The sequence below is a fragment of the Snuella lapsa genome, assembly GCF_039539345.1.
GTDB lineage: Bacteria > Bacteroidota > Bacteroidia > Flavobacteriales > Flavobacteriaceae > Snuella > Snuella lapsa.
In genome coordinates this window covers 56,685-68,182 of sequence record NZ_BAABCY010000035.1, presented here as the reverse complement: position 1 = coordinate 68,182, position 11,498 = coordinate 56,685, and the positions used below count along the sequence as shown (strand labels likewise).

The following is an 11,498-nucleotide window of genomic DNA, read 5'->3' as shown; positions in this document are numbered from 1 at the left end:
CGCATTTTAAAGATACAACAATATTGTTTTAAATTCCTAATCTGTAAAGCTAGTAGGTAAAAGACTTACAATTACATTATTACATATCTAAATCTTACAAACTATCATCTCCATACTTTTTTTTTACTCTTTGAAGTATCTGTTTAATATCCTGTTCTTTATTTTTTGGATAAATAAGCAATACATCTTCTTTATCAACAATAATATAATCGTTCAATCCATCAACAACAACGAGTTTATCTTTATTAGTCCTAACAATATTACCCTCTGCATTTTCGGCTAAGGATCTGGCATTTAATATGGCATTATTATGTCCGTCCTTTGGAAGTTTATCATATAGACTACCCCAGGTTCCTAGATCATTCCAATCAAATTCAGCAGTAATAACATAAACATTATCCGATTTTTCCATAACAGCATAATCGATCGAAATATTTTCGGATTTACCATAGTTTTCATTTATAAACTCAGCTTCCATGTCCGTATTATACACTTCTGTTCCTCTTACAAATAAGGCATATAGTTCTGGTTGATTATCTTGAAAAGCCTTTACAATAGATTTCACACTCCACATAAAGATACCCGCATTCCACAAGAAATTTCCTTGATCGATAAAACTTTTAGCTGTTTCATAATCTGGTTTTTCTCTAAACTGACTAACAGGTTTTATGGTTTCTTTCGTTGCTTTATCATATTCAATATAACCATATCCTGTATTAGGAAATGTAGGATGAATTCCTAAAGTCATCAAGACATCATTAGCTGAACAAAAATCGAAAGCTTGTTGAACGTTCGTAATGAATGCCTGTTCATTTTCAATCCAATGGTCACTAGGTGCCACAACCATTAAAGCATTAGGGTTTTCTTTTTGAATTTTTAACGATGCATATAAAATACACGGAGCAGTATTTCTCATGGCTGGTTCTAAAACCAATTGACTTTTTGTGACCTCAGGTAACTGCTTGCAAACCAAATCGCTATAGTTTTCGTTAGTTAAAATAAAAATATGCTCCTTGGGAACTATTTTAGACAACCGGCAAAATGTTCTTTGGATAAGTGTCTCCCCCGTCCCCAACATATCGTGAAACTGTTTAGGAAATTCTTTAGTACTAACCGGCCAAAACCTTGTTCCAATACCGCCTGCCATTAATATGGCATAATAGTCTTTATTCATTTCTTATTTATCTTCTACCATTTTTATATCATTTCAACTTCCACATTGGGATTAAAAAGGTATAACCTACCTGTATTAACCTCTACACATTCATAACGTTTTACACGCTTGTGTCCTTTTTTAAACAATCTGCCATTATATATTTTAAAAACACTACCTAAAGGCACCTCAAAAACATAGGCCTTATCGTTGGGTTCGTCAAACTGTTTTAAGGCCAGTGCTAAACGAACATCTGTATCACTAGATGCTTTTGGGTTTTTAAAATGATTCGCTAAAAGCGGAAGCAATTGTATTGGGAATATGTCTGGGTTCAAAAAAGGCAACATTAAATGTTGAAAACACCGTTTCCATTCAATTCCATGTGGCTTAATAAAATGCCCGTGATTTTCATATGCTTCAAAATGGGCAATTTCATGAATAAGCGTTATCAAAAACCGATATTCATTTAAATTCGAATTAACTGTAATTTGATGTTTACCGTTAGACAAACGCTTATAATCTCCGTGGCGTGTTTTACGTTCTGCCTTTATTTTAACAGTTAATTGCTCATTTTCTAAAAGTTTTAAAACTTTTGGCAATGCCAATTTCGGCAAATAGTCGTTAAGCAAATTCTTCATTTCTACAAAAATAAACTAATTGTTTTAAGAACAATAGGCAATTTAAGTTATAAAACAACTTTCCTTACTTTTTAACAATACGTTTTTTTTGTATCTTTATTTTATGAGCTTACTAACTATAAAATTAGAATTAGAAGACAACGATGATGTTTATATTTTAAACAAACCGGAAGCTTTTAACGATTCTTTTGATGGTATAAATTACTTCGAATCTTTAGTAACCACTTCGTGTGTTAATTGCGCACTGGTTTTTGTAAATACTAAGGAAGAATTTATAAACCAAATGCTCACCTTATTTCCTAGATTATTGGACAGTGCAATAGTATGGGTATTTTACCCAAAAATTACATCAATTAGCGAGCTCTCTAAACTTCATTTGGAATTTGATTGGGATTTCTTGGGAGACTACAGACTCAAACCTATAAAGTTACTTCGTATTGACCATACTTGGAATGCCATTAAATTAAGTAAAGTACTAGCCTAAATAAACTATCTTTGTCAAAAAAAGAATGTCATTTAAAGACTTACTACTAAATAAGCCTATCTTAAAGGCTGTTGCCGAGATTGGCTATAACGATCCTACGCTAGTTCAAAATAAAGCGATCCCACTAATTCTAAAAAAAAAGGATTTAATTGTTTCCGCTCAAACAGGAACCGGTAAAACGGCCGCCTTTGCCCTACCCATTCTACAATTACTTTTTGACAAACAAGATGCTTTAAAAAGAGGAAAAAAAATAAGAACTTTAGTTGTTAGCCCAACTCGTGAGCTAGCCGTTCAAATAAATGAAGACTTTAATAAATATGGCACATATACCAATTTAAGAACGACTGTTGTTTTTGGAGGCACTTCAATTGAACCACAAAAGGACATATTAAAAAAGGGTGTCGATATTTTAATTGCTACCCCTGGACGACTACTAGATTTGCACAAACAGGACATCATAAATTTAGATTATATCGAAACCCTTGTACTCGACGAAGCCGACTTAATGCTAGATATGGGCTTTATAGATGATGTTAAAAAAATTGAACGTCTATGCCCCAACGGCAAACAAACACTACTTTTCTCTGCAACCATACCCTATAAAGTAGAGCAATTAGCAAATAACATCTTAAACTCTCCAGAACGTATTGAAATTAACCCCAGCGCTTCAGCCTCTAAAAATATAAGCCAATTACTATATTATGTCCCAAAACGGAACAAAATAGAGCTTTGCTTACATTTACTAAGAAACAACATAAAAGGCAGCATCCTTATTTTTAGGCGCACAAAGTTTGGCGTAGATAAACTTGAAAAAACACTTCTTAAAAATGGTTATAAAGCGGATAGCATCCACGGAGACAAATCGCAAACTGCTAGACAAAATGCTTTAAACGAATTTAAAAATGGCCATGTAAATATATTAATTGCCACCGATGTTGCTGCTCGCGGAATAGACATAAACGAATTAGATGCTGTTATTAACTTCGATTTACCTAACATACCCGAAACATACGTACATCGTATTGGTAGGACTGGCAGAGCCAATAATACTGGTTTATCATACTCATTTTGTTCTGCAGACGAAAAAACTTACGTAAAAAGCATAGAACAACTCATCAATGCACAAATCCCTATTGAAGAAAATCATCCTTACCCTTTAGATCCAAAAGCAAAACCAGCAATTCATAAATCTAAAAAAACGGGTAGTAAACACAAAAAAGGCAGAAAAAGTGTCGCTTCAAAAAAGAAAAAGAAACGATGGTATTAAATTAATAGTCAAGCTAAAAGCATTGTTTTAAGAAATCAGAGCTGTTTTTACTCTATAGGAAAATCAAAATACGTTTTTGGATAAGGCTCTCCTCGTAACGTAAAATGCCACCATTCTTTATGGTAATTTCTAAATCCATATTTAAGCATAATGGTTTGCAAAAGTTGCCTATTACTCCTTTGAGCTCCAGTAAGCCCCTGATAATCAACCCATGATTCTTTACCAAAAAAGTCATATGGACTGCCCATATCCAAGAGCTTATTGGTAGCGCCATCTAAAATAGTTAAATCAACAGTACTGCCCTTGCTATGTCCCGAACGTGTTGCTATATATTCTTCTTTAAACAAATAGCGCTTCTTTACATTTGGATAAAAGCGTTGTTTATTTATTGTATCGCTTAGTGCTTTTGCCCATTCTATAAAATGATTAACTGCCTGCTGCGGCCTATAACCATCAAACACATATAAACATAAGTTTTGTTTTTCCAATTCATCCTGAACTTGCTTCAATGCCAAAGCAGCTGCCTCAGTCAATATGAGCTTATTTGATTGGTAGCCTTCTATTGGCCTACCCACAAAGTTATTTGAAGTATGGTAACGCAATTCCACTTTTATATTTGGAATTACATCCTGAACGTATACAAACCCTTCAGGTAATTGTCCAAATGCAATTACCGAGTAGAACAAAATAAGATATTTCAAAAAAACTTTCATTCGTTTAATCTTAAACATTTAGCCATATAAACTAAATGATAAGCTAAGGTATATAAATTTATTTTCGCTCAAAAATAGGCAACAAAAAAACCGAGTTCCCTCAAACTCGGCTTTCTTTAATTTGCTTTTTATTACGAAGTTAGATTTAGGGTCTCTACATCAACAACATAATGCAAATATTAATTAATTAATCCATTGAACTAAAAAGTATGTTATTTAGTACACGTCAAAGATATAATTATAAAACAAACATGACGACAAAAAACATATAAAATCGATGAAATACACATTTTTTTAACATTTAAGGTTGAAATATTTAAAATTATCGATGAAATACACGAACTAAGAAAAACAAAATTGGCTACCACTAATAGAAAATTAGTCTCATTTATTAAATTTTAAGCTACTTATATTATATTATTGTATTGTTTAAAATCTAGAAACAAATGAAACTTAAATTGCTTTTATTCTTATTTACAAGCCTTCAATTACTCAATGCACAAGAAAAACAAGCCTCTGAGCAGAACCTATCTATAAATAGGTTTATAGACGGTACTCTTATACTACCTTCTGGTATAGAAAAGCCCAATCTAGCTATAATAATTGGTGGTTCTGGCCCTACCGATAGAAATGGCAATCAAAACCTACTAAAAAATAATGCACTTAAAAAATTAGCCGAAAGCATTTCGAATAACAATATTGCAACTTTTAGATACGATAAACGCGTTGTTAAGCAAATAAGACAAGGTATTATTGATAAAAATATCGTGTTTGATGATTTTGTTACGGATGCTGTTTCTGTAATTGACTATTTTAAATCTACAAAACAATTCAATAAAATATACATAGTCGGTCATAGTCAAGGTAGTTTAGTGGGAATGCTAGCTGCTAAAAACAGAGCCGACGGTTTTATATCGATTGCTGGTGCTGGACAAAGTATTGATAAAGTAATTATAGAACAATTGGAAAAGACAGCTCCAATGTTTACTGAAGATGCCAAAAAGGTTTTTCAAACCTTAAGTGAGGGAAAAACCACTGAAGATTACCCTGTTGCCTTAGCATCTATATTCAATAAAGACATTCAAGGTTTTATGGCCAATTGGATGAAATATGATCCTAAGGAAGAAATTAAAAATTTACAGCTTCCTATTTTAATTATTAACGGCACCAAAGATTTACAAGTACCAGCAGAAGAAGCAACTATTCTTAATGAAGCATCCAACAATGCTTCCTTAGTGATCATCGACAAAATGAATCATGTTTTGGTTCCTATTGAGGGTGATGATTTGGAAAACTCAAAATCCTACAATGAATCGTTTAGGATGTTATCCCCTAAACTTATTGAAGCTATTACGGACTTTATAAACTAATTTTAATATCTAAAAAGTGGACAAATCAATCAACTTTAAGCTTTGTTGCTCATGTCTTTTTTGTTAATTTTCAATGACCACCGCAACGTTAAACGGTCAAAATAATCATTTTTCTGAGTGCTTAATGATTATTTTAATCGTCTTGGTTTCATTTTGTTAAAAAACGCGAATAAATGTACCCATAAAATGAAACTAATCGAAAAAAGCCCTATTCTCAACGATAAAATTACACTATAAGCAATTCATATTCATACATTTAAAAGACACAAATCTATATGTAATGAAAATGAAAAAGCACCTACTTCTAGCGCTCTACTTACTTATTTGTCTTTATGCTAACGCACAGGAATATGCTTTTGGCATAAAAGGAGGCTTTAATTATTACAACATTGGAGATATAAATTCCAGAGGAGGATCTATTCAAATTGGTAAGCCAGATGAAACCTTTTCTCCCAATAAAGAATTAGGAACACAATTCGGCGCATTTTTAAATATTGCATTTAATAATTTATTTTTTCGTCCTGAACTAAATTTTGCGACCCACAAGAACAACTACAATTTTCCTATTAAAACGTCTAAATGGAACGCTTCTAAAATTAATGTTCCTTTATTAATAGGTTATAAAGTATTTGACCCTATTTCAATTTATACAGGACCAAGCATTAACTTTTTTAAAGATATGACAATTGAAGGCGCAAATAATATAGCTGGAAGATCCCCTATTATTTACGAAAAAACAGTTACAAACATACATTTTGGCATTCAAGCTGAGTTTAAATATGTTGGTGTAGACTTACGCTACGAACTCGGAATAAAAGAAACTCAAGGCGAGCATGGCGACAACTATCAAGATTTTCATAATTCGGCTTACGGCATAAACATTGCCGATATATGGCCCTATACTCCTTCTCAGATTAGCTTAAGCTTAAATGTTTATTTATTTAGAACGGAAGAAGGCGAGATTAAAGGGTTCTTTTCAAATTTATTTAAGGGCAACAAATGCTATTGCCCAGGATAACAAACAAAAAAAGCACCCAAAAGGGTGCTTTTTACTAACTAACCAACCAAAAATATGAAATTGCATTCTTAGATTTAAAGTAACCACTCAATAAACCAATTACTGAATGCAATATTTTATAATCATCAATCATTGTGCCAAACTTGATATTTAAATTATTTTTTTTGAAAAAATTCAAAAAAAATCGATTTCAAGAAAAATACATGGAAAAATTCCAGTTTTGAGCATTTCTGATTGCTATCTAAGTTATTACCAAAACCTATACCAAAGTCATAATAATTGTGAAATTTATTTTTATAACTACAACATCCCGAGCGTACCGTTCAAAAAAAATTAAATTTGTTGTTATAAAAAACACAATATTATTATAAACTCGTTTAAACTTTTTAGAAAACCAGCGCATAATTATGGAAAACACTCCTCTGTTTACTAACGACACTATTGTTTTTGGACTCTTAATGCTTTCTCTTGGCTTTGTATTTTATACCGAATCCAGACCTTCTGGTTTTTGGTATAAATTCTACAAAGTAGTTCCAGGGCTTTTTATGGCTTATATGGTTCCAGCTATTTTAACATCGTTGGGGCTTATTGCTCCAGAATGGGATACCTTAAATGAATCTAACGAAATAGTAAAGCACAAAACCAACATCTATTTTATTACTAGTCGATTTTTACTACCTGCAGCTCTTGTATTAATGACTTTAAGTATTGACCTAAAAGCTGTGTTCAACTTAGGTTGGAAGGCATTAATTATGTTCTTCACTGGTACCATAGGGATTGTAATAGGAGGCCCATTAGCCATTCTTTTAATTTCAATATTCTCTCCCGAAACAGTTGGAGGGGTTGGTCCCGATGCCGTTTGGAGAGGTTTATCTACTTTAGCAGGAAGCTGGATTGGAGGAGGCGCCAATCAAACAGCAATGCTAGAAATATACGGTTACAACCAAAAACTTTATGGCGGAATGGTATTCGTAGATATTGTTGTGGCAAATATCTGGATGGCTATTTTGTTGATAGGCATTGGAAAGCGGCACAACATTAACAAATGGCTAAAAGCGAACACCGAATCTATTGAAAATTTAAAAGAAAAGGTTTCATCATTCACTGAAAGTATCAAAAAAAACCCTTCATTGGCAGATTATATGATTATGTTATCCATAGCCTTTGGAGCTGTAAGTATAGCACATCTATTTTCAGGTTATCTTACCCCTCTATTTAGTGAAACTGTTGCATCAATTGAAAACGCTACAACCAGAAATATATTCACTTTCCTTGAATCAGGTTTCTTTTGGATGATAAGTATTGCCACAGTAATTGCAATATTGCTGTCTTATACTAAAGCAAGAAATTATGAAGGTGCCGGAGCCAGTAAAATTGGTAGTATATTTATATACATATTGGTAGCATCCATAGGAATGAAAATGGATTTAAAGCTTATTTTTGACAATGTAGGATTAATTGCTATAGGAATTGTTTGGATGAGTATTCATGCAGGACTTCTAATTTTAATAGCCAAGCTTATTAAAGCCCCCTATTTCTTTTTAGCTGTAGGCAGTCAGGCCAATGTTGGAGGTGCAGCTTCAGCCCCTATAGTAGCTGCTGCCTTCCACCCTTCATTAGCAACTGTAGGCGTGTTGCTTGCCGTATTTGGATACGCCATAGGAACTATTTCTGCAATAGCTTGTACCATTTTAATGGAATTAGCCTCGGCAACTGGATAATTCTCAATTTTTATTAGCATATTTGCGTTCTTAAAAAGTAGCATTGAATATGAAAAAATTAATATTAGCATTCGCAATAATTGTTATTGCATCATGTTCCAAAACTCAACACGACTTAACCGTTAAAGTCAACATAAAAGGATTGAAAAAAGGAACAGTATATCTAAAAAAAGTACAAGATTCTACTCTTATAACAATCGATTCGCTTCAAATTAATGGTAATCCAGCATTTGAATTACACAGTACAATAGAATCCCCCGAGATATTCTTTTTATACTTAGACAAAAACAGTAGCGAAGACAACCGTATTGCCTTTTTTGCCGATAAAGGCATCACTGAAATCAATACAACATTGAAAAATTTTAATTACGATGCTAAAATTAAAGGATGTAGCCAACAGGAAACTCTAGAAGAATACCAAGCGATTATAGCTCGATTAAATAGTAAAAATCTAGATTTAATAAAAGAAAACCTAGAAGCTCAAAAAAATGGAGATTCCAGTAAAATTAGTGATTTAAGCAGCCTATTCAACGGTCTCACAAAGCGCAAATATTTATATACTGTAAACTTCGCCATTAATAATAGCAACAGTGAAGTAGCCCCCTATTTGGCTCTTACGGAAATTTATGATGCAAAAATCAATTTTCTTGATACAATCAACAACTCTTTAACACCAAAAATAAAAGCTTCTAAATATGGACAAGAATTACAATCCTACATTGATGCTATAAAGGGTAAATAAAATAATCTACCCACAAACTATATTAGTTTTTCTCTATACAAAAAAAGGCACCTGAGTTTATTTTTTTAGGTGCCTTTGTTTTTTATAAATATAATGATGAAGGGTCATTTTTTTACATAAAAAAAGCCCAGTTAATCTTTAACTGGACTTCCTTTATTCTTTAGAGCCGATGGAGGGACTCGAACCCACGACCTGCTGATTACAAATCAGCTGCTCTAGCCAGCTGAGCTACATCGGCACTTTAATCGGGCGCAAATATAAAATGAAAAACAATATTTGCAAAAAAACTTTCCGAAAAAATTAACCTAATTTGTTAACCTTTTCAATTAACGCTTTTCCTTTAGCTTCAAGTTCATTATTAATTGCTTTAAAATGAGCTTTTTTATCCTCAACACTTCTATTGTTAACTTTAGCAATTAAATCATCAAAAACTTCAATAGCTTCATCTATTATTGCCGAACTTTCCTTAGTATCTTTATCTGTATTTGCATATTCCCAAACATATACTGCCTCAATAATATCGCCTAATACATAATTGATGTCTTTCTTAAGGTCTCTTTTATTTGCCATAACTAAATTATTTATTTGGGACAAAATTACATTAATCCTAAATATAATTAGGTATAATTATTTTAAATATTAGCTAAATAAAAAATTAATTCCTAGTTTTACACCTATGAATGCATTAAGAGTATCATACAAGAAGAGTTCCAGCCGTTTTTTACAACAATGTAAAACAGCAGCTATTGTTGTGTTAAAAATGAAACACCCTCCTATGCATCTTGAATAAACGTAAACAATTATTACAACTATAAACAGTAAAGGTGCTTTTTTAAAAAGCACCTTTTTTTTTAACATTTAAATTTTAAAATCATGAAAACAATGAAATCCATCAACCAAAAACTACAACAATTAACCCGCTTAGCCATTTGTAATAACGTCTTATTTAGCACGTATCACAATTACCGACTCACTCCTTTATTACTATACCCTTAAACTTTAAAGCAATGAATACACTTACCCACATAAACATTCCTTACACAGTAACAAAAAACGCCAGTAACGCTAACGGTTTTTTACTTCCAAACATTCTATACGACAAAATAAAAAAAGTCGCATCAACTCCAATTAAAGGATTTTATTTGCAAGACATTCCTGAATTTACAGACTACAAATTTAGAATGCACAAAAATGCCTTTGTAAACGACAAATTAACCATTCAGGCACAATTAGTCAGGCAAGACACCAATGGCTATCTAGTAAATATAATTGTGACCAAGGCAAAAAAGGCCTCGAACCGACATGAAACAATTTGTAGTGCTCTTTTTGGTTTTCCTTTAAAGGGAAAGACCTATCAGGATAGCAAAAGGGCTTGTTAAATAAAATCCCAAGTATTATACTTGGGATTTTCAATTAAACATATACTTCTAATAGTTTAGCATATTTAGCTGTAATCTCAAAATCTTTAACAGCTGCAGGTAATAGTACAGTCTCTCCTTTCCTTAAAACCTCTGTAACCGTAGCCGTCTTTATTTCGGCTTCTCCGTCTACACACATGTAAATCATGAAAGAATCATAATTATTAGCCTTATTTAGTGTCCCAGTAACTTCAAGGTAACTGGTATTAAAATAAGGGCAACTAACCATTTGGTTAGATTTATTTTCTTCTTTAGCATAGGTTACTCTAAAATTATCTGGCATATCAAAGTCAAATGCGTCAATAGCCAAATCATTATGCAGTTCTCTTTCATTTCCCTGGTCATCTACCCTATCCCAATCGTAAACCCTATATGTAATATCACTTGTTTGCTGTATCTCGGCTACCATAACACCTGCACCTATTGCATGTACTCTTCCTACTTCTATAAAATAAGTATCACCGGCCTTCACCTTATCGAAATTCAAAATATCGGTAAGAGTTTTGTTCTCTAAATGCTCCAAATACGTTTCCCTAGTCATTTTCTGGTTAAACCCTACAATTAGGTTAGCACCTTCATCGGCTTGCATGGTATACCACATCTCCGTCTTTCCAAAGGAATTGTGTCGTTTGGCAGCTAACTCATCGTTAGGGTGCAATTGAATAGACAGGTCTTCTCTGGCATCAATGAATTTAATAAGCAGCGGGAATTTATTCCCAAACTGTTTATAGTTTTTCTCACCAACCAAGTCTGATTTAAAGGTTTCTAAAAGGTCTTTTAATGATTTTCCTGTTAAACCTCCATTAGACACAATTGATGTATCACCTTCAACATCACTTATTTCCCAACTCTCACCTATATTTGGTAAATCACTATTTTTATTTAGTATTGTTTTTAATTTTTGCCCTCCCCAAATTTTATCCTTCAAAATGGGTGTGAACTTGATGGGGTATAATTTATTCTCCATAGTTATA

Annotated in this window: 12 protein-coding genes and 1 tRNA gene; 7 read left to right on the top strand and 6 right to left on the bottom strand. The window is 32.7% G+C overall.

What is annotated here, in order from left to right; all coding sequences use genetic code 11:
• Window positions 1-94 precede the first annotated feature (94 nt).
• Both ABD792_RS07280 and ABD792_RS07275 read right to left on the bottom strand, forming a co-directional pair.
• Window positions 95-1,174 (bottom strand): mannose-1-phosphate guanylyltransferase, encoded by a 1,080-nt coding sequence (locus ABD792_RS07280; protein ID WP_345005216.1) that lies wholly within the window; start codon window positions 1,172-1,174, stop codon window positions 95-97.
• A gap of 23 nt (window positions 1,175-1,197) precedes the next feature.
• A complete protein-coding gene (locus tag ABD792_RS07275; protein ID WP_345005215.1) occupies window positions 1,198-1,791 on the bottom strand; it encodes a SprT-like domain-containing protein in 594 nt (197 codons plus the stop codon).
• Between the two features lie 103 nt (window positions 1,792-1,894).
• Between ABD792_RS07275 and ABD792_RS07270 the strand changes: the two genes are divergently transcribed.
• Window positions 1,895-2,275 (top strand): hypothetical protein, encoded by a 381-nt coding sequence (locus ABD792_RS07270; protein WP_345005214.1) that lies wholly within the window; start codon window positions 1,895-1,897, stop codon window positions 2,273-2,275.
• A 25-nt stretch (window positions 2,276-2,300) separates the two neighbouring features.
• Window positions 2,301-3,542: a DEAD/DEAH box helicase gene (locus ABD792_RS07265; protein ID WP_345005213.1), complete on the top strand. Its 1,242-nt coding sequence runs from the start codon at window positions 2,301-2,303 to the stop codon at window positions 3,540-3,542.
• Window positions 3,543-3,589: 47 nt separating this feature from the next.
• Here ABD792_RS07265 and ABD792_RS07260 read toward each other — a convergent pair whose 3' ends face one another.
• Window positions 3,590-4,255, bottom strand: coding sequence for a M15 family metallopeptidase (locus ABD792_RS07260; RefSeq protein WP_345005211.1), 666 nt, complete (start codon window positions 4,253-4,255; stop codon window positions 3,590-3,592).
• A 446-nt stretch (window positions 4,256-4,701) separates the two neighbouring features.
• On the opposite strand from ABD792_RS07260, the gene ABD792_RS07255 reads away from it, so the two are divergent.
• The 4 genes from ABD792_RS07255 (at window position 4,702) to ABD792_RS07240 (ending at window position 9,106) form a co-directional block, all read left to right on the top strand.
• Window positions 4,702-5,625 carry an alpha/beta hydrolase family protein gene (locus tag ABD792_RS07255; RefSeq protein WP_345005210.1) on the top strand — a complete coding sequence of 308 codons (924 nt, stop codon included), beginning with the start codon at window positions 4,702-4,704 and terminating at the stop codon, window positions 5,623-5,625.
• Between the two features lie 286 nt (window positions 5,626-5,911).
• The gene (locus ABD792_RS07250) at window positions 5,912-6,643 is read left to right on the top strand and encodes an outer membrane beta-barrel protein (protein WP_345005209.1); all 732 of its coding nucleotides are present in this window, start codon (window positions 5,912-5,914) and stop codon (window positions 6,641-6,643) included.
• A 407-nt stretch (window positions 6,644-7,050) separates the two neighbouring features.
• Window positions 7,051-8,364, top strand: coding sequence for a DUF819 family protein (locus ABD792_RS07245; protein WP_345005208.1), 1,314 nt, complete (start codon window positions 7,051-7,053; stop codon window positions 8,362-8,364).
• 49 nt (window positions 8,365-8,413) lie between these two features.
• Complete coding sequence (locus ABD792_RS07240) at window positions 8,414-9,106, top strand: DUF4369 domain-containing protein (RefSeq protein ID WP_345005207.1); 693 nt, start codon at window positions 8,414-8,416, stop codon at window positions 9,104-9,106.
• Window positions 9,107-9,270: 164 nt separating this feature from the next.
• Here the strand turns inward: ABD792_RS07240 and ABD792_RS07235 are convergent.
• Together ABD792_RS07235 and ABD792_RS07230 are read right to left on the bottom strand one after the other, a co-directional pair.
• Window positions 9,271-9,344, bottom strand: a tRNA-Thr gene (locus ABD792_RS07235).
• 62 nt (window positions 9,345-9,406) lie between these two features.
• Window positions 9,407-9,676, bottom strand: a complete 270-nt coding sequence (locus tag ABD792_RS07230; protein WP_345005204.1) for a hypothetical protein — start codon at window positions 9,674-9,676, stop codon at window positions 9,407-9,409.
• A gap of 437 nt (window positions 9,677-10,113) precedes the next feature.
• Between ABD792_RS07230 and ABD792_RS07225 the strand changes: the two genes are divergently transcribed.
• Entirely contained in the window at window positions 10,114-10,485 is a 372-nt protein-coding gene (locus ABD792_RS07225) for a hypothetical protein (protein ID WP_345005202.1), read from the top strand.
• Between the two features lie 34 nt (window positions 10,486-10,519).
• Here the strand turns inward: ABD792_RS07225 and ABD792_RS07220 are convergent, their stop codons facing one another.
• A complete protein-coding gene (locus tag ABD792_RS07220) occupies window positions 10,520-11,491 on the bottom strand; it encodes a type I phosphomannose isomerase catalytic subunit (protein ID WP_345005201.1) in 972 nt (323 codons plus the stop codon).
• Between the last annotated feature and the right edge of the window lie 7 nt (window positions 11,492-11,498).

Bases quoted from the DNA above. Each gene is read 5' to 3' on its own strand.
- ABD792_RS07275 (WP_345005215.1), bottom strand. From the start codon at position 1,791: ATGAAGAATTTGCTTAACGACTATTTGCCGAAATTGGCATTGCCAAAA.
- ABD792_RS07260 (WP_345005211.1), bottom strand. From the start codon at position 4,255: ATGAAAGTTTTTTTGAAATATCTTATTTTGTTCTACTCGGTAATTGCA.
- ABD792_RS07240 (WP_345005207.1), top strand. From the start codon at position 8,414: ATGAAAAAATTAATATTAGCATTCGCAATAATTGTTATTGCATCATGT.
- ABD792_RS07220 (WP_345005201.1), bottom strand. From the start codon at position 11,491: ATGGAGAATAAATTATACCCCATCAAGTTCACACCCATTTTGAAGGAT.
- ABD792_RS07280 (WP_345005216.1), bottom strand. From the start codon at position 1,174: ATGAATAAAGACTATTATGCCATATTAATGGCAGGCGGTATTGGAACA.
- ABD792_RS07255 (WP_345005210.1), top strand. From the start codon at position 4,702: ATGAAACTTAAATTGCTTTTATTCTTATTTACAAGCCTTCAATTACTC.
- ABD792_RS07250 (WP_345005209.1), top strand. From the start codon at position 5,912: ATGAAAAAGCACCTACTTCTAGCGCTCTACTTACTTATTTGTCTTTAT.
- ABD792_RS07265 (WP_345005213.1), top strand. From the start codon at position 2,301: ATGTCATTTAAAGACTTACTACTAAATAAGCCTATCTTAAAGGCTGTT.
- ABD792_RS07230 (WP_345005204.1), bottom strand. From the start codon at position 9,676: ATGGCAAATAAAAGAGACCTTAAGAAAGACATCAATTATGTATTAGGC.
- ABD792_RS07245 (WP_345005208.1), top strand. From the start codon at position 7,051: ATGGAAAACACTCCTCTGTTTACTAACGACACTATTGTTTTTGGACTC.
- ABD792_RS07225 (WP_345005202.1), top strand. From the start codon at position 10,114: ATGAATACACTTACCCACATAAACATTCCTTACACAGTAACAAAAAAC.
- ABD792_RS07270 (WP_345005214.1), top strand. From the start codon at position 1,895: ATGAGCTTACTAACTATAAAATTAGAATTAGAAGACAACGATGATGTT.